Consider the following 20,802-nt stretch of genomic DNA (forward strand, 5'->3'; position numbering starts at 1 on the left):
AAATTCGCGTTTAACACGCCTGTGATATTAAATTAATGTGACTTTCAATATTTGATTAATGTCAACTTACGCACTTTAAATGACATAAAAACAATGTCATATGAGAAGATATGTTGGTTTATATTCTCTGGTATCAACTACTGCAGTGTCGGGTGCCTCTCGCTAGTTAAGGCAAGTTAGCAACCTGAACTGCTCGCCTTACATTGATAGCCCCGTTGTTTAGGGGGATTCACCTCAGCGCCCATATAAGGGCCAATTCGTAAAAACATAATTTTCAGAGGTAAAGTTACCAATCTTGGAATGATCCTGGTTATTTTAACAAAACACGGGTTCAGAAACGTTAAAACCCGCACATTGGCGGGCTTTTAACATATTCTGACTGTTCAGATGTTAGTCTTTACTCTGAAAAAGGAAGCGATAAATCAACCCACCAATAACGCCTCCAGCCAGTGGAACAGCCCAGAATACCCAGAGCTGCTGCAAAGCCCAGGTTCCCTGATAAATGGCAACAGCAGTGCTTCGCGCCGGATTCACAGATGTGTTAGTTACCGGAATACTGATAAGATGAATAAGTGTTAGCGACAGACCAATAGCAATCGGTGCGAAGCCAGTCGGGGCTCGTTTATCAGTAGCTCCATGTATAACAATCAGGAAAAATGCTGTCAGGACCAGCTCAATAATAATGGCAGCCTGAAGAGAATACCCTCCAGGAGAATGGTCACCAAACCCATTCGATGCAAAACCACTGACTGTCACATCGAAATCAGACTTTCCACTTGCTATCAGATACAGAACACCTCCAGCAGCTATTCCACCAATAACCTGAGAAATGATGTAAGGGATAACAACTTTGAACGAAATTCTGCCACCAGCCCACAATCCCAGTGTTACAGCCGGGTTAAAATGAGCGCCAGATATATGACCAACAGCAAATGCCATTGTTAAAACTGTCAGGCCGAAGGCGAGTGCTACCCCAGAGAACCCGATACCAAGCTGGGGATAGGCCGCAGCTAACACAGCACTCCCGCAACCACCAAATACCAACCAGAACGTACCAAAGAATTCAGCAACATTTTTTCTCAACATCCATAGTTCCTTCTATTACTCGTTAATGATTAACAGCTTTACATAAAACGGGATTATGATAATCGATATGCCGCAGAAGGAAACGAAATTTATATTTTCACGAAAAATAACCATCAAATCGCCGGTATTAATAAGATATTTCTCACACATCAGTAGGCGCTATCTTATTTTAAGCCGGAAACTTCATTCCGCCGCACAGATAATACAAAAAATGGCTGGGCGGCGGATTGATAATTTTCAGATAACGTAATGCGGCGTTATGACAGTAGTGCTGATACATAGTATCTCGCGAATACCCTCGCCGTATCGCCCGAAAGCAAAAGAGTGACAATAAAACTATATTTTCTGTAATCCGTAGGGGCAATCTTTGAACAGACACCTTTTGTTAGAGAGGCAAATGCTATTTTTATGCCCGCGCCCTGGGCACTCGCACTCTTTGTGAATTTCCCCCCAGACTTCTGGCCGAAAAGGGTGTATCTTCAGAATATCCAGAAATTCTCCATTCCTGATGTTTAATGCCATAAAATCCAGAATGTGTACTTCATCACACATCATTAGTATATGATGATTCGTACTCCAGACAATCATAAACTCATCCCTATCTGAAAGCATTATTGTAAAGAAACTTCCAGTTGATGAACAGGCTAAACTCTCTATGACTTGAAACATCATATCATCACTCCTTGTTAATAAAGAAACTGCAATTAGCCTAATTTCAATAAGTTATGATTTTTAAAAGGAATAGTATAAATACATATAATTCACTAAAGGGGTGTATTTTAATGCAACATAAACCCCAAACTTTCTTTGTCCTCTTTCAATTACTATGCAATAGTATATACATATAGTCAAAAAAACACTTACATATTTAACTTGTTGTTTAATGCTCTCTTTTGAAGTTAGTCGAAAAATAATACTTGAATCTTGCGATAGAATACACAAATAAACTACTCGCACCAAATTCTTTTATCTTCTTTAAGTTGGCATTACAGATTGATTATACTTTCCATGCAAATTATTTTCAGTAAGGGAATATGTAGTGTTTCACTCCACTGCAAACATCACAAATTACTGATCGTCTGTTATTTATGGTAACTATCGGATTCGAATCGTTCCGATATTAAGTTTTCTTGAAAGAAAATTATTGTATGCATCGTGTAGAACGGTAAATTCATTCATCAGTCCTCGACTCGCCGCTACTTTTAGTGAGTTAATTAATATCGATAAATGAACTACTGGTGGGTGTTTTTATAAAAGGTGTGCGTGTTCTAATTTGACGTTACATTCTTTTAATTTTTCGCAAGATTCACAGCATGCTGTGCTGCACCTTATATATATTACAAATATAGCCAAAATGGACCATATTTTAAGCTGTTTTTAAACGTTTTAATGTGGAAGAGGTCTTCTGTCCGTAGTTGATATATCAACCATGAATAAAAATAGGATTTTTTGTCTATGGTATTGATTATGTGTTTAAGTGAACTGTGTCAGAATTTCTTCCGTGAGTTAGTGCATAACTTACTTCCCATACAATCTTTAACCTTCATTTTCATATTTAATCGATTCTCGATAACGCCCTGTTCTTTGGGCGTTTTTTTTAGACTTTAACCTCCAGTCAGGAAAACAGAACTGCTATTGGCCCGGTAATGTGGCCTGAATACCAAATGCAAATAAATAAAATAGCGGGTGCAGTAACTCTGATAGCGATGTGGGAAGCTATTTGTCTGACATTCTCAAATGAGATTAAATATTTTAACGCCGCCAGGCGGCGTACTTGTCATTTTTTCAATTGTGTATTAGTAATGTCAAATGGATATCATTACCCTTTTCAGATAAGCGCGGACATCATCATGCTGACAAAACCAGTCGCCGCCAGCGGCATCAGTGCTGCGCTGATGTAGCATACTGTGGCATTCAGAGTACAGCTGCGGGCGGCATCAGCATAAATACATTCCATATTATCGGCCTTCGTATTCTCTGTTTCGGTGTTATTCCGTATATGCTCTGCCAGCAGGTTACGCCAGAACTTCGCATCCGTATTGAATATCTGTCCCCAGAATGCAACTGCCAGGCTCAGTATCAGCATTAGAACGGCAATCGCTGGCACAAGGATGCGGGTGTGGTTAAAGAAAATGATGTCCATCAGGGTCTCTCTGGGTTGTCAGGAACGGTAAGGCGGTGCTGGCTGGTGATTCAACTCGGAGAACCTGCGCGATGTCAGCGTTATTATTGGTGGCCTGATAACAGTTTCTACCCTGCTTTTATTCAGTGTCTTAACTGCCGGAAGGGACAAAAAACGACTTATGCAGATTTCTAAGCCCCCTTTCCTTCAGGGAAAGGGGGAGCCAGGCATTTTCCGTTTTTACCGTGATTTTCGGCTAACAGAACTCTATTTTTCGACCATCTGTTGTATCTGGTCACGGTTGATTTCGTGCTTATTCCCGCCTGCATCCTTGTATGTCACAAGGCCGGTAGCTTTGTCGGTTTCGGGTTTGCCTTTCGTAACAATCATATCCCCGCTGCGGGTCTGAATAACGTAATCACTGGAACAGCCGGTCAGTAACGCTGCTGCGGCGAAAATCGTAAAAAATGCGTATTTTTTCATGGTGTTTCCCTTGTTTTTCCGGGGTATCCTGCAGAAACAGTACCAAAAACCTGAACCGCTCGCTGCAGGACCGGCAGTTCAGGTTATATTACCGTCAGAACTGGTAACGCAGTCCCAGCATCCCTTCCGTATCGCTGTAACCTTTACCGCCCATCACCTGAGCCACGCTGGTCCAGACGGTCATTGCCTGAGATACTTTCCCTTCCAGCCCGGCTTTCAGCTCTCCGGCGTTACGCGCCCCGGTCACGTTATCTTCTGTACCCCCGAGTGAGGCACCGTACTGCTTCGTGTTATAAATCCAGTTGGCTTCAATAAAGGGCTGGAACTCCCGCCCAGTATCCTTATCCAGTGCACTTTTCCCGTTGAGGTAGGTGCGCATGCCAAGCTTAAGCGTCACGTTATCCTGGCCGGAGGACTGCACCTGCGTACCGTTGCTTTCCATGTGGTCGTCCGCTTTGATACCACTCCAGATAATCTGTCCATGTGGCTGGAGCCATAAGGTGTTTTCGAGGCCGCTTTCTGTCGTCCACCCTGACACCTGCCAGTCGTAGCCGGTCTCTGCCGACGCCATCAGCCCTTTGCTGTTATAGGTTTCCGGTGAAAGATCCTGTCCTTTCACTTCGTTGTCGAACCACGCATATTGCAGCCAGCTGTCGACATACAGGCCACCTTTCGCTTCAGGATCCTGATACCAGGTCGCGTACAGACCTGCACTGTAGCCGTCCACTGAGCCTTCAGAGCGGTAGCCGGTCAGTGAATTTCGCGTTTTACTGTTCTGATCGGCGTAGCCGCCCATCACGCCCAGGCGGAGTTTTCCTGCATTCCCCTGCGACTGCCAGACATCACCACCCAGCTGAACGACATAGCGGTTGGCCGTGGTTTTATTCTGTCCGTCAGACAGTGAAGCCTTATTACGTCCCCCGAGTTGTCGCAGCCACAGGCTGCTGGTTTCTGTGTTGCCTGTCAGCGGGTCAACGTATTGCGTTTCTCCGGCGCGGTCGTGCAGGCTCATTGCAAACATCGTGCTGGCTGCCTGGAGGTTGGCGGTGTAACTGCCCGTCTCAGGACGCACGGCCCGGACGGTATCTGTGCCGGAACTGTCTCCGTCGGTCAGATACGAAGTAAGATACCAACCTGATGTGTCGGTGCCGGAGGTGTTTCCCTTCTGCAGGCTGTAGTCATAGGCACCGGCAACCACGCGGTTGCCTAACGTGAAGTCAGCACCGGACGTACCGTCCACTTCAATCAGCTGAATGCCTTCCAGCGTCTGCGCGCCTGATCCGTTTTCGTTGGTCACGTACAGTGTGCTGCTGCCGCTGGTATCGCCGGTAATCACCAGGCGGTCGGTCAGCGAGTCATCCCCGGCCAGCACCGAGCCAAGCGACACAGAACTGCCAGCCGTACCGGTGTAATCGCCGTTAATGGTCAGCGTATTGCCCGCGCTGGTGTCTGTCGGGTTTAGCACCAGTGTGCCGCTGTTGACCAGGCTACCGTTTAAAGTTGAAGAGGTATTGCTCTCATCACTGAGTGAGACCGTCCCGGTATTGGTCAGGTTGCCATTCAGTACCGAGCCATTGCTCAGTATAAGGCTGCCACTATTACTGATGGCATCGGCAGCAGTGTCGGTGGCCGTCCAGTGCGTGTTATCCGCCAGGGTGAGCGTACTGCCCGTCGCCACACTTATGCTGCCGACGGTGGCCGCACTGGCTGTGGTGTACGCGGTAGCATCACTGGTCGTGCCGATGCTGACAGACGAAGTGTCGCTGCCGGTAATGGTGCCGGAGACGGACGCTGCACTGCCTGCCAGGGTCATTGCCGCATCGCCCAGCGCGACATTTCCGTTAATGATGCCATAGTTCAGGATACCGCCGCTGATGGTACCGGTGTTGTTGATATCACCGTTGAGTGTGCCACTGTTCGCGATACCCTCACCGATTGTTCCTGTGTTGTTGATATTGCCGGTAATGGTGCCCGCATTCGTTACGGCACCGCTGACAGTGCCCGCATTCTCGATGGCATTTTGGGCGGTAAGGGTTCCGCTGTTGTTAACGGAACCGACGGTACCTGTATCAGTGATTTCGAGTGCCGTATTGGTGGCCGTAACCGTTCCGAGGTTGCTGAAACTGGCAACGTCACCGCTGAATGTCAGGGCCGTGGTCTCAGAATTCATCACCATACCGGCATCATTAACCACGTCCCCGGTACTGGCACCGGCACCGACCCAGAGGATCCGCCCTTTCCCGGAAAGCAACGGTATATCATTTTCCCACCGATAGAATGATGAGCCGGAGGCGAGATAATAGAGATAGTCGCCAAAGTTATAAACAGAAGTCAAATCACCTGGAGCACCGGTCTGTCCATTGTTAATTGCATTTGAGGCAAATCCATTGCCAAGGTAGAAGCCATTAAGGCCGTATAAATCGAAATCGGTATATTTGTCCGAGCCTTCTCCGGATAATAATCTTGGTGTCGCTCCGCTCGATAATGAGTCTATGTAGACGACAGTATCGTAAGCTGATACCTGTGCCGAAGTTGGGGTGGTAGTTGAATCACCTGTTAACTGGCGGTTAATGTAGTTTTCAGTAATGGCGAGTATATTTTTACCGATTGGAGCAGTCGGTGTCTGTGGCTCGCTCCAGCCCACCACTGGAAACATTAGTATGAGATGCGGCAGTAGTTTTATCTTCATTCCATCACCTTGAAACAGTAAGCTTAACATTATGATTTCGATAAGGTTATATTATGATGAAAATTAAATGCTTGTAAGAAAGTTACAACTTTTGTTTAGAAGCGGTTGACGTGTATTAATGTAGCCTGGGTTTGCGTTTAGCACAAAAATAAAAACAAAATAGTCATATGGATCAATTTTTTGCCGATGTTTCTTTTTAAAAAAGGATTTTATGGTTATCAATTCATTAAAATTAAGATTTTTCCTCAACAAAATTATTGGACTTTTGCATTAGCAAGCCAAAGGAGTTAGGCAGTTCAGGTTTTTATTCTGAATTTCTGTGTCCCGGTAAGCGTTTACTGAAGAGAATACTTAAGTAGTAAATGCTTCACGGCTAATCACCACATAATTTTGACGAGACATCCAGCTCAACCTCTCCGAAGAATGGTATGCTGGCTGGAGGTTGTAATCCGGCGCTGAGACTTAGAATGAGAATCGGTGATGAAGATGACTCGAAGAAAAAGGAGTGGAAGCGAAGGATATCCACTCCAGTAAACGGCAAGATGCATCGGATACATACCCATTTTATTATCCTGCTACATTGCCAGGAATTCCACAAAGCTGGGGCGAGTTTAATTTTCCAGTCTCAAATGAGACTGATTTATCCAATGTATTTTTTACAGTATCCGAGAATTCCTTCAACATCATTCGCGGTGTTTTGATCCCGTTGGTCATACATGATGGTGATAGTGGTAGAATTGCTCATCCCCTGAACGTCTAATGTGACTGTCGGTTTACCACCCACTTTTCTCAGCGTATAACGGTCTACTACACCAATATGATCACCTTTTTCAAGGAAGTAGTCTCGCCGTGTTGCGGCAGTGTCAAGGCAGTTGATGGTGTATGTTTGTTTGGCGGGAAATGAAACATTCGTAAGTTCAGTGTTTTTTATCTTATCGACCATGCCTGAACATCCGGTCATTGAAAAAAAAGTAATAGCAATAAAAATTTTTTTAATCATCGCAGTCTCCTTAATAGAGATGAACCCATCATTGCTATGAGATTGTGTATAATAATTAAACCTTTTCACCCTGTGCTGGCAACTGTGTCAGTGTTAACTGTTGGCCCGGATCACGATAAAAATCATGGACCGGATATCCTGGTGTGTCTGCCAGGCGGGAAAAACCTTTCCTCGTTTTGATGGTTTGCAGCAAGACTATATACCAGTGTTTTAACTATGAGATAGCGCTGCGTGGAGATCTCGCATTGTTACTGCGAAATGCGATCAACGCACCATAACGCTGTAAACAAAAATAATGTCTCTGGGAATCAGAGGCATCCACATTGTGGAAATCTGGCGCAGAATTTCAATCCCAAACTTCGATTTAACAGATAAATAGTGCTGCAATGCCGGGTGCCTCCCGGTGAGTCAGAAAAGCCATATTCTGACTCGCTTTAGCTGAATTAACTGATACAGGAGTAATGGCTTAGCCCCGCCGCTGAGGGGGATTCACTGCAGCCGGAGAATCATAATGTGGAAACACTAAACAAATATCAACCGTAACATCAAAATATGTCTTTTTAGGAATTATTGAAGTGACTGTGCGTGAAGATTAACAATTCAGAGTATGCAGATAAAAAATATGACTAAGGGAGGTCATAGCTTTATCGACATAACATCATTCAACTATCCAAAATTGCGCTAGATCAAAAGGAATAGAAGATTTAACGGCAGGCGTGTTTTATATGTGTCATTGTTTTACTAGTGTTTAACTATTAAGGCTTAATGTGATTTTCTGTTTATCAATTTTTTATTTCTAGTGCCGGGAGGTTCAAATGAATTATTTGCGCGCAAACGTATTTTTAGGGGTGTTTTTGTTTTGTTTTTCTTTCTGGATTGTTATTGCCTGGGAGGTTATAAAGTGAGATTGTATTTCTAATTAATAAAAACAATGAATCATAGCCAACTAACTAAAACCTCATAACAAATGAGTGAGTTTTTGTATTAAAACTTATCATTTAACCTAAAATTCTAAGTTTTATTAATGACCGAAGATATTTATAATATCTCCAGTGAGCTAGTGAACGAGCTTGCCCACTGGAGTAATTTGAATATTTCGTATGTAAACTCCTCATTCGGCCAGGTACGCTGCTACGGACATCGGCCTGGTTATTCCATAGGAACTGCTTTAATTGGCTCCATTAATGAAATATATGGGCAGATAGCTAATTAGTGTCTTTAGTGTTAATTTCAGTTGCTTCCACATGCAGACTAAAAGATCTACTTACATATTTATATTTTTTCAAAGACATAAAAGTAAATATTAGGTAACAATTCTCAGTGTCGCAAGCTTCACCAAAATTTCCTTAAAAACTCTCTGAATACAGGAACAACTTTTGGGCATGAGTGCCCCCAAGCCAACAGTCGCATTACTTGGATGGCCGAAGCTAGATGACCGGGCCAAAGAGAGCTTAATGGCCTGAACCATCTCGATGATGGGGACATATCAACATAGTCACAGGAACTTGCGGGCTCGTAACGATGAATAGACAGTATATCAACGTGTTATAAGTAGTGAATGTTTAATATAATTAATGAGTAAGAACGTTTTTCTGAATTCATTAGTCTATATGTTTATTGTTTAAAAGCGAATGTATACTCATATAGCGAAATACGAAAACAGTAGATGTAGGTAAGCCCTCATAAGGGATTGTGTTATAACTAAGGATTGAAAATGAACTTTATGATGAAAAAAAATCAGATTGTATTAATGCTCAGTAGTTTAATTTTCGTAAATGTCGCTTCAGCTATGTCTGATAATTCAATTTCTTTTCAGGGAGAACTCACCTCCGAGACATGCTCGGTAACGATAGACGGTAATGCAAATTCCCCCGTTGTTCCGTTGCCAACTGTCACTGCGACTCGACTCTTGACAAGTGGTTCAACAGCCGGTGAGACAAGTTTTGAAGTTGGTTTATCTGGTTGCACTGGTGATTCGGTTAATGCAACCACTGTTTCAAGCGTATTTGTAGGTAACAATTTAAGTAACACTGGCAATCTTGGAAATTCTGGTACTGCATCAAATGTTGAAGTCCAGATCCTGGATATATCTGGTCAGGCAATAGACTTGAGTAATGGCTATACTGCTAGTGGTGACTTAACTCTTGCAGCAGGAGAGACGGCATCTAGTGCAACCTATGCTGCTCAATATTATGCAACTGGTGAGGCAACGCCCGGAACAGTTACGGCGTCATTACAATATGCAGTGACTTACCAATAGTTTATAAACTCAGCATGATTTCATGCTGAGTAAAATACAAAATCTTAATATTTGTCTTTTCAGGCTACAGGCTGCTGAGGCAATCTCCCATATCTTCTGGCAATGTATCTATCCTTTTCTAAGGATGGACTTTTTTATTGAGAGCTTTTTCTCATTTGTTCTGACCTGCCCCTGACCTGCCCCCGTTGATTAATACACCGCGATGTTAGTAATGTCTTCATTAGTCACATGAGGACATCCCCATGAAGAAGCGATTTTCCGACGAACAGATCATCAGTATCCTCCGCGAGGCCGAAGCTGGGGTTTCGGCCCGGGAACTCTGCCGCAAGCATGCTATTTCAGACGCCACCTTTTACACCTGGCGCAAGAAGTTTGGCGGCATGGAAGTTCCCGAAGTGAAGCGGCTCAAGTCGCTTGAAGAGGAGAAAGCCTGCCTCAAGAAGCTTCTCGCTGAAGCCATGCTGGATAAGGAGGTGCTTCAGGTGGCTCTTGGTCGAAAGTTCTGAAGACAGACCAGAAGCGGGAAGCCGTGGAAGTCATGTGTGAGAAAACAGGTCTGTCGCAACGCCGTGCCTGCAGGCTGGCCGGTCTCTCCATTTCAACCTGCCGTTATTCGGCTCAGCGCCCGGCTGCTGACGTGCAACTGTCTCTTCGCATTACAGCGCTGGCACTTGAACGTCGCCGCTTTGGCTACCGACGCATCTGGCAGCTACTGCGCCGGGAGGGCCTTCACGTCAACCACATGCTGTAATCTTAAAACGATCCCGGTCTGTGATATTTGAGGTGACTGCCATGAAAACCTTCGTTGGACTTGATGTTTCTCAAAAGAAAACAAGCATCTGCGTTATAGACCATAACGGCAATAAAATTCGTATGGCTAACGTCGATACGCATCCCGGTGTTATCGCCGATTATCTCTTTTCTGAAGGATTTGATAACTCGAAAGTGGGTCTGGAAACAGGACCACTTTGCGTCTGGCTTTACCATTCACTCAAGAGTTTTGGTTTAGACATTGATTGCATCCATGCCCGCCATGTTCATGCAGCATTGTCGATGCAGTTGAACAAAACCGATCAAAATGACGCTTTTGGTATTGCCCGGCTGGTCCTTTCCGGATGGTACAAACCAGTACATGTCAAAAGCCTTGAATGCCATCAGCAAAGACTCATTCTGACCAGCCGGGAAAAACTGGTTCAGCTCAGGGTTGCCGTAACTAATCAGATCCGCGGGCTCCTGAAAACATTCGGTGTTGTTCTTCCCCCCGGAAAAAACAGTGTGTTTGAGCGTTCTGTACTTGAGTCATCACCTTCACTGGAAACCGTTAAACCCGCAGTGATTATGTTGCTGGATACGTGGGAACATCTTTCTGATCAGATAAAAAAATTTAACTCCATGCTGGAAAAACTTGCCCGAAAAGATCCTGTTTGTCAGATATTACGATCTATTCCAGGTGTGGGTGTTCTGACAGCATTAAGCTTTAAAACATCAATTGATGATCCTTCGCGTTTCAGACGAGTAAGTGATGTCGGCGCTTTCCTCGGATTAACGCCAAAAAAGTACCAATCCGGTGAGGTAGACAGGAATGGGGGAATTTCAAAACAGGGCAACAGAATGACGCGCACACTTCTATACGAAGCAGCATCCTGTCTGTTGACGCGTTATGGCACTGATACAAGCCTGGCCATATGGGCAAATGAACTCCGGCAAAGAATGGGTTACAAGAAAGTTATTGTTGCCCTAGCTAGAAAACTTACAACATTGATGCTAAGTATTTGGAAATCAGAGACTATTTATATTGAACGGCTTAAAGCTATAAATTAAGAAGTGAAAAGTCACAATCAAATCAGACTGAGGCCGTCTTAAACTTCAATTCCGGGACTCGCTTTGCAGGGTGAAAGCCTTGCGGGAATCACATAGGAATGAAGACGACGTCTTGCAACATGTTGTAGCATTGAAAAAATGACTACGAAGACGACAAAGACTCCATCTGATCCTGATATTGACTGATTAGACGACAAGCGGGTATACCGCATCTATCATCTCAACCCCGGGTGTAAAGCGCAGGCGACGCCATAAGGGGCTGGCGCGCTTCTTCGTCCGGATGCACCGAACCTGACATGGCCGATGGATTTTGTCATGGATGCACTTGTCAGCGGCCGCCGGATTAAGTGCCTGACCTGTGTGGATGATTTCACGAAGGAGTGCCTGACGATCACCACGGCATTCGGGATTACAGGTGTTCAGGTGACACGCATTCTGGACAGCATTGCGCTGTTTCGTGGCTATCCAGCGACGATAAGAACCGATCAGGGGCCGGAATTTACTTGTCGCGCGCTCGACCAATGGGCTTTTGAACATGGTGTTGAGTTGCGCTTAATTCAGCCGGGCAAACCAACTCAGAACGGATTTATAGAGAGTTTCAACGGTCGCTTTCGGGATGAATGCCTGAATGAGCATGGGGTCAGCGATGTTCTTCATACCCGGAAAATCATTAATGACTGGCGGCAGGACTATAACGAGTCCAGACCTCATTCATCGCTGAATTACCAGACGCCGTCTGAATTTGCTGCAGGCTGGCGAAACGGGAAACATGAAGAAAAAACAACCGACATTACTAAGTGAAGGTTGTATCTAATACTGGGGCAGGTCACTGATACCAGAGGTTTCCTTACATCAGTACTTAGATTTCCCGTTGCAGCAGGTAGTTTCGTAGACACTGGTATCACGGCAGGCATCTTTCACAGTTCGTCCGCCTTAATCACAGTGATGCTTTTATGCTCAGTAAAATGGGCTTTACGAATGGCGAACTCATTCGTTGTCAGAATGAGAATGCTGGCAGAGTTCTAAAATTGTATGGCACGATTATGCGGATTACTTACGCCCTGGTAAGGAATTCTTAATTTCAAAAATAAAAATAAATAATTCTATGAAAACGAAATTCTATATGCACAAGGGGGGGGGGGATGAAATTTATGATATTTCTTTTAACTCAAAGATAATATTCATTTTCAAATGACATTGATTGTTATCTGGTGGTTGGGTTTTTCATCTTTATTTTTGTGAAATGTAACAACTCTAAAGTTGAAATATTTTAATGATTTGACTATCGATTCTGAAATAAATGTGAAGGACTTTTCTGTTTAGGCTAAGTGTAGAATAATGGATGTCGCCAACAAATTGTTAAGAGACAATATGTTAAGCAAGAAAAATTAGCATCGTTGCAGATGTCTAATTCATGACAAACAATTAATAAGCAAACAAAACTGACAATATAAGGAATTATCTTATTTTGTTGGGATACACTATATAGGATTAAAAATGATTTCTAAAATGAAGAAAAGCCACGTTGCACTGATTTTGGGCAGCATTCTTTTTGTAAACTATGCATCAGCAGCATCAGATAATACAATTTCATTCCAGGGAGAAGTTGCTGCCGAGACCTGTTCTGTAACTGTAAATGGTAACGCTTCTTCTCCAGTTGTGCTGCTACCAACTGTTAGTACATCTGATCTCGAAGCTAGTGGTTCTACTGCAGGCCAAACCACTTTTGAAGTTGGTGTGTCAGGCTGTACTGGCGACTCTGCAAATGCAACTACCATCTCAAGTGTCTTCGTAGGCAATAACGTAAGCACTAACGGTAATCTTTCAAATACCGGTACTGCATCAAATGTCGAAGTACAGATTTTGGATACGGCTGATGCGGCAATTGATTTGACCAGTGGTTACACTGCGAGTGGTGACTTGACGCTTGCAGCGGGTGAAACTTCATCTTCTGCTACCTATACTGCACAGTATTATGCAACAGGCGCGGCTACTTCAGGTACCGTCGCTGCTTCCTTGCAATACGCAGTTACCTACCAGTAATTAATAATACCTGCACGACAGTTATTTTTCTGTCGTGCAGTTTTATTTATTGAACAATGGCATCTATCATGAAGAAGTCTTTTATTTATAGAATGTTATGCACATATATTTTTTGTGTCGCGGTAATTCCAGTGGTTAGCTGGGCAAGCGTCACTATGATTGGCAATCGAATAATTTATCCTTCTGATGCCAAATCGGTAGATGTGCAGATGAAAAACAATGATGATTTCCCATATGTTGTACAAACCTGGTTTGATAATGGTGATATAAACTCTCAGCCTCAAAAAAAGAATAATGTTCCAATGATATCAACCCCACCTGTTTTCCGGATTCAGGGAAAATCAGGGCAGATAGTGCGTATTATTTATGATCAAGGAAAAGCACTTCCAACTGACAGGGAAACACTTTATTGGTTTAACTCTTTACAAATACCACCATCAAACGTAACTGCAAGCGGAAAAAGTAACGCAATGTTGGTTATGTTACGTAATCGGGTAAAGGTTTTTTTCAGGCCAGCTTCTTTAGGAAAACCTGAGAACATTCTCAAAGGAATAAAGATTGAAGTAATCAGAGACAAAGTTAAAGGTAACGGGATTAAAATCATTAATCCGCAGCCCTGGTATGCTTCTCTAACAAATATCTCCATTCCTGGCGGTGATAAAAAAATAAGAATACCAGCTGAAATGATAGCACCATTTTCAGAGGGTATTGTTTGGATGCCGAAAACGAGCGTTTCAATTTCAGGAGAAAAAGAGGCTTCGGTTACTGCGATAAACGATCAGGGAGCGATGATAAGTGAGAATTTTAAAGTTACGTTCTAATGGATTCAGGCTCAGCTTTGTATTTATTTCTCTTCAAATGGCAATTTTAAGTAAGGCGCATTCAGAGGATTATTTTTTTGATCCAGATCTCTTTCAGGGGTCTGCTTATGGACAGGGTCTCGAGCAATTTAATGGGAATGTTACTCAAACGGGAAAATATCTCGTTGATGTATATCTAAATGGTAAATTATTAAAAGATGGAGCAAAAATTGAATTCATCAGGCAGGGTCAGTCTGACGTAGAACCCTGCATACCTTATCAAATAGTGAATATTTTTTCACTAAAAAAAGAACCTGTGGTTACTAATAGCCATGAGTGTCAACCTTTAAAGAAATGGGTTGAAAGTGGGAGTTGGCAGTTTGACCAACCCAATTTAAAACTGATGCTGAGCATACCATCAGCCGAACTAAATACCAAACCTAAAGGCTATGTCGATCCATCAGAATGGGATGATGGGACGACTGCGCTCTTTATTAAACACAATACCAATTATAACTGGACTGAGAGTGTAGGCACTGGCTATAAGTATCAATACTTATGGAGTGGCATAACTGGTGGCACGAATGTTGGGTTATGGCAAATAAGACATCAGGGGAATATACGTTATGTAAATTCAAACATTAGTGGCAGTGCTTATCACTATAATAGTGTACGTACATTTGTGCAACGACCCATTGAACAAATTAATAGCATTGTAGTGTTAGGTGATAGTTATACAGAGAGTAGTCTTTTTGGCAGTCTTGCTTTTAATGGAGTAAAGCTAAGTACTGATGAAAAGATGTGGCCGCAAAGTCGACGTGGGTATGCTCCAGAAGTACGAGGCATTGCCTCTTCAGACGCCCGTGTTGTTATCAAACAATTAGGTAAAACCATTTATGAGACAACTGTTCCACCAGGTCCATTTTTGATTAACGATCTGAATAACACACGTAATCAGGGAGATCTTGAAGTTTCTGTTATTGAGGCAAACGGTAAGACCTCGACCTTCACTGTACCTTATGCTTCTGTTCCCGACTCAGTTCGACCAGGGAATTTACATTACTCCATCGCGTTGGGTAAAGTACGGCAATATTACAGTGTAAATAATACATTTTTTGAGGGAATTCTTCAAAATGGCCTGAGCAATAGTATTACCGCTACAGCAGGAGCTCGTTTGGCAGAGAACTATCAGGCTTGGTTATTGGGAGGTGTGTGGGCCACTGAAGTGGGCGCTTTTGGCTTGAATTCTACATTCTCAGATGCCACTGTTGAAAATGATGAGCGAAAACAGGGGTGGCGAGGTGAGATAAATTATAGTAAATCGTTTAACTCAGGTACAAACCTCACACTTGCAGCTTATCGTTACTCAACAAGAGGGTTCCGCGATCTTCAGGATGTTTTAGGCGTGCGGAGACAAGAGAAAAGTGGAACAACTTACTATTCTGATAGCTTAAATCAACGGAATAGACTCTCAGCAACATTAAGTCAAAATATGCATGACTTTGGTGTGTTGAGTCTTAGTGCAAGTACTGCGGATTATTATAATAATCAATCTCGAATTACACAATTGCAGATGGGATACAATAATACATGGAAGAAAGTGAGTTATGGTATTAATGTGGCCAGACAGCGAACTAGTTGGGATTACAGTAGATATAATATAAATGTTAATGATTCAAATGATGATAGCACTAAGAAAAAATATACAGAAAATGTAATTTCCTTGAATATTTCTATGCCATTAAATTGGCGGGATACAACGTCGACTGTGGCCTATAATTATAATCAATCTAAAGAAACAAATTCTTCAACGGTATCACTTTCAGGAACGACTGGTCAGAAGAGTGACCTTTCATATTCTGTTTACGGAGGTTCTGAGAAGTATAAAGATGGTTCTGATAATAACTCAACAACATTTGGTGGAAATCTACAGAAAAATACCTCTACCGGTGCCTATCGTGCCAGTTACGGTCAAAGTAACAACTATAAGCAGGCGACATTAGGAGCATCTGGAACCATTGTTTTACATAGTGGCGGTATAACTGTTGGGCCTTATGCCAGCGACACCTTTGCACTAATTCACGCTGATGGAGCCTCAGGCGCTGTGGTAAATAATGGGCAAGGAGCCGTCATCGACCGATTTGGCTACGCTATTTTGCCTTCCTTAACTCCTTACCGGGAAAACAATGTCAGTTTAGATACGTTGAAAATGAGCCGTGATGCAGAGTTAAATGGAGGTAGCAAACGCGTAGTTCCTTATGGTGGAGCCATCGCTAAAGTGAACTTTACTACCTTGAAAGGAAAAGCGGTGTTGATTAACCTGGACTCAAATGCAGAGTCTTCTCCTCCTATGGGTGCTGAGGTCTATGATAAGGATAATGTCGTAGTAGGTGTTGTCGGGCAAGGTGGCCAAATTTATGCACGTGTACCAGATGCCTCTGGTGTACTCCGTGTTATCTGGCGTGGGCAACACGAAGAGCATTGCAACGTGAACTATTCAGTTTCTGGTCGCGATAATGAAGATATCGTTTTGTTGACTAGTAAATGTTTAAAGGGATGATTTTGTGAAAAGATTATACATATTGTTGTTTCCTTTACTTGCTTCATTTTCTTTACCAGCATTAGCGAATTGCTCCAAGGTAGAAAGTACTTCATATCTATCAGCAGCAGCAATAGCAGCTGGTTACACTGCTTCATCTTGGTCTGGCGCTTATGATTCGAATTTTGGGACGATCGGTTTGCCTTCGATCATTACATTAAGTAACAGTTCGAGCTTTCAACCTTCGGGTACCCTTTTAGCAAGCGCGGTGGGAAACTTTTTAACGTCAGGGTCAAGTTCAGGTTATACGAGTAATCAAGTTCTGTTCAGATGTGATGTTAGTGATGCCGATAGCTTATATGAGATGTATTCGAGAAATGGTGATGATGATTATACTGGGAAATATGCGGCATCAGAAATAGATGGTGCGTACTATGATAATGCAAAATATGTTGCTGTAAGACTCACCAATCTATCAACTGGAGAATATTACAGTCGCTATTGGAAAGAAAGGAAGTTGACATCAGATAGTTGGTATTCTGACGGTACTTATATATATGTTCCTGCAAGTGCATTTAGTAATGTTCTATATGAGGTTTTTAAGATCGATGGTACTGAGCATTACACTAACTCTGATACTCGATGGACAGATTCGCGTGGTCAACCCAGAGGTTATATTACAATGCGTGGGCCTGGGTTAGATACACAAAACCTTACTGCCGGACTTGACCACGCAAGCCGCTATGATGGTTGGTATGGCGTTTGGCCTGGGAACTGGAATTCATCTGGCACTCAGACATATGTCCGAGGCTCTGCCTGTACAGTCACTGATTATCCTTCAATTGTGCTATTACCAACAATTAGCATTTCTTCTTTGTCTGATGGTGGCAAGAGTCAAGCTGCATTCCATATAGGTCTACAATGTGAAGAAGGTGCAGTTTCAAGTACCAGTACATCCACCTCTAGTTCAGCGAATGTAGCGATGGGTTTTCTAGTGAATCAGTCGAATGCGGTTAGTCAGGCCACGAGTTTGGGCCTTGTCACTTCAGGTGGCGGATTGACATGGTTACTTGATACTAATTATGGTACAAGCGGAGTAGCTTCTGGCGTAGGAATAAAGATATATGACAGTAATGGGACAGCTATAAATTTATTGCCTGCAAATTCAGGTAATGGTAATGGTAACTCATATGGATGGTATGGTTTTAAAGATCTAACCAGTCTTGTTTCTTCAGGATCTGTTGAGAGTTATAGTGGTGATTTTACCGCCTCTTTAGAAGCGATAGATGGTCAAACCGTTACAGCAGGAACAGTTAATGCTCAATTACAAGTACTTATCGATTTTCAATAGTATCTTTTTAGCTATGTCTCTGTTGACGACTTATTCGGCTAATGCATTCGTGAATGTTAATAAATCGAGAATTATTTTTTCGTCAGATTCGGCTGCTCAGTCTATTTCTCTTTCAAATGACAGTGACACTCCTGCTATGATTCAGGTCTGGGCTGATGCAGGGGATGTGACAAATTCTCCTGAGGAGAACAAAACCCCAATTGTTATTTTACCACCTGTATTTAAGATGTTTCCACATGAGATTCGGTCACTACGCCTTTTAATGACATCTAGAAAAGGACAGGCTATTGATAAAGAGAGTTTATATTGGCTGAATATATATCAGATTCCTTCAATGAGCGAAGCACAGAAAAATGCACCAAAAAAAATACTTTTACCGCTAAGACTTCGTATGAAGATTTTTGTGCGACCACAAAATTTAAATGCCCCAACGGCTGAAGATCCCAAACGATTAGAGTTCAAAAAAGTGGGGGATGAGCTTAAGATCACCAACCCTACTCCATGGTTTATGGTATTGAGCATTTATATGGGTGAGGATAAGCCAATACAGGTTGTGGCATCTCCTAAGACAGATACAACATTGAGAGTGAAAAACATTAAATTATTAGGAAGAAAACTTTCTTTCACGAATATTAATGATGATGGACAAGCTTTATCTTATGATGCAGAAGTAAAATAGGTAAGGAAAAATATTCCATCATGACACTTTATGGCTGATTATTGAACAGGGTCAGCCTTTTTAAGCAGTAATCATAGTTAAACTTGTTATGTTTTGTTGTCTGCTAATAACGTTTACAAGCAAAAATAAATGATACAGGAGTTCCTACTATCCATATGTCGTCATCTATTTTTATGATATCTAACGCAAGTGTATTGTTTGCAGCCGATATTTCGTTAAGGAGAATATTAAACATAGCATCAGGTGTTGTGTCTGTTGCAGACTTACTTATTTCGCTTATTTTGTAATTTACAGTCGAACTCTCAATTATAGAGCCATTAACTAGTGCAATTCTTCTGTCCAGAACTGTGTCCACTCCATCTTTGTCCGATGTGGTTCCCTTAATGATAATATATCCACTTTCAAGGCTTGGTAATCTGATTTCTTGAGCTACTTTAAAGGTTATTCTTTCGCTTTTTTTGTTTAGTGCATAAAGACTAAAAGACGTGCAATTAAAAGGTATTAGATGTGTGGAAGGGGATATCTTGAAGAATGCAACTGGTGTTGCAACCAAACACAGAACAGCAAAAATATAAATGTGTATTTTTTTCATCTCCACACCTTCGCATTATAGTAAATATTATCACAATTTACGATCTCGTTATCACTTCCAATCCTACAATACGCGATAAGAGTCCTGCCAGGATTATTGGGTGAAAGTGATGGATAATAATCAAAAACAACCATTCTTTTCGAGGTGCATGACAGCTTATTATCATTTAAGACTTTTATGACTTGATCATCTATTTCATGTTGATCAGAAGCACTGTAGTTCTGAAGGTATGTAATATCACATTTTTCTATTAGGTTTTTGCTATGAGGACTAACTTCCTTCAACGAAAAATGGTCGAGCATGAATGATGAAATGAAAAAAATAATTATCATTACCAATGACAGGTTTACGAAAGGTAATAGCCTTACACAGGCTTTTTTAACCGAAATAATGGAATGATGTGTTTTTTGGGGCGTTGCTGTGTCAGAATGTTCTGCTTCAATATTAATACTTTGAAACTCCTTAGAGTCACAGGCTATATCTATATTTGATGATATTTTGAAACCAGCTTTTGGTATGGTAATTATCGCATCACTTATCCCAAATGAAAATAATACTTTTCTAATGTTACTTATGTAATTGTTCAGATTGCTTCCTGAGCCTTTTAAACCATGTTTATCCCATACTTCTGTTAGCAAATAATCGCGTTCCAGGATTGAGCCATTTGAGTTGATCAATATTTCGAGCAATCTACTGGCGGGCAAGGTTAACTTTACCTCATCGCCTGTTTGTACGTGGAGCAATACACCATCATCGGTATTGAACATCAATATGCCATTGATATAGTAAATCATAATGCGCCTCAAAATACTGACTAGTTCTGGGATTATAATCCCTAACAATTAAAATTAATGACCTCAACTTAAGTGTTAGTAGGTCATTGATAATTCTATTGTTTTTTAGGTTATGACAAAAATTTTACCAGTAAATTTCAAACTTTACCAAGTTCATGAGTGTTTGAGTAGGCAGATCTGCAAATTTACCTTTATCTTTCATTGTTCTGATATGAAAATATACTAATCCTTCATGATGCAATTTTCAAAGTATTTCTTTACCTAACGCAATTGAAGCAAAGGTTTTATGTAAGATTAACGTAATTCCTTATCCTTTAACCCAGGGGCAATAGCATTACTAACTATCTGTTTAGAAAAACATGATCAGTTAACTTCATGTAGTAATCCATGGTGTAAAAGCATGTTATTTTCTCATCTAAACTATTACTTTCTCCTAAATTGAATCTAATAATAATTTCTAGCGTTAGGAGATTTTTTAACCATACCCATGCTTCAACACGTAACATTATGACTATGCATAGCATGGGGGCCAAATGAAAAAGT

The 20,802-nt window shown here is 42.0% G+C and carries 15 protein-coding genes and 3 pseudogenes; 9 read left to right on the forward strand and 9 right to left on the reverse strand.

Annotation, left to right across the window (positions count from 1 at the left end; genetic code table 11):
* Positions 1-390 precede the first annotated feature (390 nt).
* The 6 genes from aqpZ to AC6I8W_RS25730 form a co-directional block, all read right to left on the reverse strand.
* Positions 391-1,086, reverse strand: a complete 696-nt coding sequence (aqpZ, locus tag AC6I8W_RS25705; protein ID WP_497839098.1) for an aquaporin Z — start codon at positions 1,084-1,086, stop codon at positions 391-393.
* 336 nt (positions 1,087-1,422) lie between these two features.
* Positions 1,423-1,758 (reverse strand): hypothetical protein, encoded by a 336-nt coding sequence (locus tag AC6I8W_RS25710; protein WP_497839099.1) that lies wholly within the window; start codon positions 1,756-1,758, stop codon positions 1,423-1,425.
* A gap of 1,156 nt (positions 1,759-2,914) precedes the next feature.
* Positions 2,915-3,229, reverse strand: a complete 315-nt coding sequence (locus AC6I8W_RS25715; protein WP_497839100.1) for a hypothetical protein — start codon at positions 3,227-3,229, stop codon at positions 2,915-2,917.
* 246 nt (positions 3,230-3,475) lie between these two features.
* Entirely contained in the window at positions 3,476-3,691 is a 216-nt protein-coding gene (locus AC6I8W_RS25720; protein ID WP_497839101.1) for a YgdI/YgdR family lipoprotein, read from the reverse strand.
* A gap of 94 nt (positions 3,692-3,785) precedes the next feature.
* The gene (locus AC6I8W_RS25725; protein ID WP_497839102.1) at positions 3,786-6,026 is read right to left on the reverse strand and encodes an autotransporter outer membrane beta-barrel domain-containing protein; all 2,241 of its coding nucleotides are present in this window, start codon (positions 6,024-6,026) and stop codon (positions 3,786-3,788) included.
* Positions 6,027-7,020: 994 nt separating this feature from the next.
* Positions 7,021-7,380 (reverse strand): hypothetical protein, encoded by a 360-nt coding sequence (locus AC6I8W_RS25730; RefSeq protein WP_497839103.1) that lies wholly within the window; start codon positions 7,378-7,380, stop codon positions 7,021-7,023.
* A gap of 1,723 nt (positions 7,381-9,103) precedes the next feature.
* On the opposite strand from AC6I8W_RS25730, the gene AC6I8W_RS25735 reads away from it, so the two are divergent.
* The 4 genes and pseudogenes from AC6I8W_RS25735 to AC6I8W_RS25750 all read left to right on the forward strand — a co-directional run.
* Positions 9,104-9,640 carry a fimbrial protein gene (locus tag AC6I8W_RS25735; RefSeq protein ID WP_497839383.1) on the forward strand — a complete coding sequence of 179 codons (537 nt, stop codon included), beginning with the start codon at positions 9,104-9,106 and terminating at the stop codon, positions 9,638-9,640.
* A gap of 242 nt (positions 9,641-9,882) precedes the next feature.
* Positions 9,883-10,382, forward strand: a pseudogene (locus tag AC6I8W_RS25740) (transposase); the annotation flags it as partial.
* A gap of 50 nt (positions 10,383-10,432) precedes the next feature.
* Entirely contained in the window at positions 10,433-11,461 is a 1,029-nt protein-coding gene (locus AC6I8W_RS25745) for an IS110 family RNA-guided transposase (RefSeq protein WP_497839104.1), read from the forward strand.
* A gap of 186 nt (positions 11,462-11,647) precedes the next feature.
* Positions 11,648-12,262, forward strand: a pseudogene (locus tag AC6I8W_RS25750) (integrase core domain-containing protein); the annotation flags it as partial.
* Positions 12,263-12,316: 54 nt separating this feature from the next.
* Here AC6I8W_RS25750 and AC6I8W_RS25755 read toward each other — a convergent pair.
* A pseudogene (locus AC6I8W_RS25755) lies at positions 12,317-12,441 on the reverse strand (IS3 family transposase); the annotation flags it as partial.
* A 529-nt stretch (positions 12,442-12,970) separates the two neighbouring features.
* Between AC6I8W_RS25755 and AC6I8W_RS25760 the strand changes: the two are divergent.
* The 5 genes from AC6I8W_RS25760 (at position 12,971) to AC6I8W_RS25780 (ending at position 18,873) form a co-directional block, all read left to right on the forward strand.
* Positions 12,971-13,504 (forward strand): fimbrial protein, encoded by a 534-nt coding sequence (locus tag AC6I8W_RS25760; RefSeq protein ID WP_497839384.1) that lies wholly within the window; start codon positions 12,971-12,973, stop codon positions 13,502-13,504.
* Positions 13,505-13,572: 68 nt separating this feature from the next.
* Positions 13,573-14,325 carry a fimbria/pilus periplasmic chaperone gene (locus AC6I8W_RS25765; RefSeq protein WP_497839105.1) on the forward strand — a complete coding sequence of 251 codons (753 nt, stop codon included), beginning with the start codon at positions 13,573-13,575 and terminating at the stop codon, positions 14,323-14,325.
* Positions 14,300-16,864: a fimbrial outer membrane usher protein gene (locus AC6I8W_RS25770; RefSeq protein WP_497839106.1), complete on the forward strand. Its 2,565-nt coding sequence runs from the start codon at positions 14,300-14,302 to the stop codon at positions 16,862-16,864. The genes AC6I8W_RS25765 and AC6I8W_RS25770 overlap by 26 nt, the downstream gene beginning before the upstream one ends.
* A 4-nt stretch (positions 16,865-16,868) precedes the next feature.
* Positions 16,869-18,194 (forward strand): fimbrial usher protein StbD, encoded by a 1,326-nt coding sequence (gene stbD, locus AC6I8W_RS25775; protein WP_497839107.1) that lies wholly within the window; start codon positions 16,869-16,871, stop codon positions 18,192-18,194.
* On the forward strand, positions 18,160-18,873 hold the full coding sequence (locus AC6I8W_RS25780) for a fimbria/pilus periplasmic chaperone (protein WP_497839108.1): 714 nt from the start codon (positions 18,160-18,162) through the stop codon (positions 18,871-18,873). Before stbD ends, AC6I8W_RS25780 begins: the two co-directional genes overlap by 35 nt.
* Positions 18,874-18,976: 103 nt before the next feature.
* Here the strand turns inward: AC6I8W_RS25780 and AC6I8W_RS25785 are convergent, their stop codons facing one another.
* A complete protein-coding gene (locus tag AC6I8W_RS25785) occupies positions 18,977-19,465 on the reverse strand; it encodes a FidL-like protein (RefSeq protein WP_497839109.1) in 489 nt (162 codons plus the stop codon).
* Complete coding sequence (locus AC6I8W_RS25790; RefSeq protein WP_497839110.1) at positions 19,462-20,259, reverse strand: winged helix-turn-helix domain-containing protein; 798 nt, start codon at positions 20,257-20,259, stop codon at positions 19,462-19,464. The genes AC6I8W_RS25785 and AC6I8W_RS25790 overlap by 4 nt, the downstream gene beginning before the upstream one ends.
* Positions 20,260-20,802 lie beyond the last annotated feature (543 nt).

The sequence above is a fragment of the Pantoea sp. X-Soil-TKNS-1211 genome (assembly GCF_059730495.1).

Excerpts from the sequence above, each read along its gene's own strand:
- aqpZ (WP_497839098.1), bottom strand. The coding sequence starts at position 1,086 with ATGTTGAGAAAAAATGTTGCTGAATTCTTTGGTACGTTCTGGTTGGTA.
- AC6I8W_RS25710 (WP_497839099.1), bottom strand. The coding sequence starts at position 1,758 with ATGATGTTTCAAGTCATAGAGAGTTTAGCCTGTTCATCAACTGGAAGT.
- AC6I8W_RS25715 (WP_497839100.1), bottom strand. The coding sequence starts at position 3,229 with ATGGACATCATTTTCTTTAACCACACCCGCATCCTTGTGCCAGCGATT.
- AC6I8W_RS25720 (WP_497839101.1), bottom strand. The coding sequence starts at position 3,691 with ATGAAAAAATACGCATTTTTTACGATTTTCGCCGCAGCAGCGTTACTG.
- AC6I8W_RS25730 (WP_497839103.1), bottom strand. The coding sequence starts at position 7,380 with ATGATTAAAAAAATTTTTATTGCTATTACTTTTTTTTCAATGACCGGA.
- AC6I8W_RS25735 (WP_497839383.1), top strand. The coding sequence starts at position 9,104 with ATGATGAAAAAAAATCAGATTGTATTAATGCTCAGTAGTTTAATTTTC.
- AC6I8W_RS25745 (WP_497839104.1), top strand. The coding sequence starts at position 10,433 with ATGAAAACCTTCGTTGGACTTGATGTTTCTCAAAAGAAAACAAGCATC.
- AC6I8W_RS25760 (WP_497839384.1), top strand. The coding sequence starts at position 12,971 with ATGAAGAAAAGCCACGTTGCACTGATTTTGGGCAGCATTCTTTTTGTA.
- AC6I8W_RS25765 (WP_497839105.1), top strand. The coding sequence starts at position 13,573 with ATGAAGAAGTCTTTTATTTATAGAATGTTATGCACATATATTTTTTGT.
- AC6I8W_RS25780 (WP_497839108.1), top strand. The coding sequence starts at position 18,160 with ATGCTCAATTACAAGTACTTATCGATTTTCAATAGTATCTTTTTAGCT.
- AC6I8W_RS25785 (WP_497839109.1), bottom strand. The coding sequence starts at position 19,465 with ATGAAAAAAATACACATTTATATTTTTGCTGTTCTGTGTTTGGTTGCA.
- AC6I8W_RS25790 (WP_497839110.1), bottom strand. The coding sequence starts at position 20,259 with ATGATTTACTATATCAATGGCATATTGATGTTCAATACCGATGATGGT.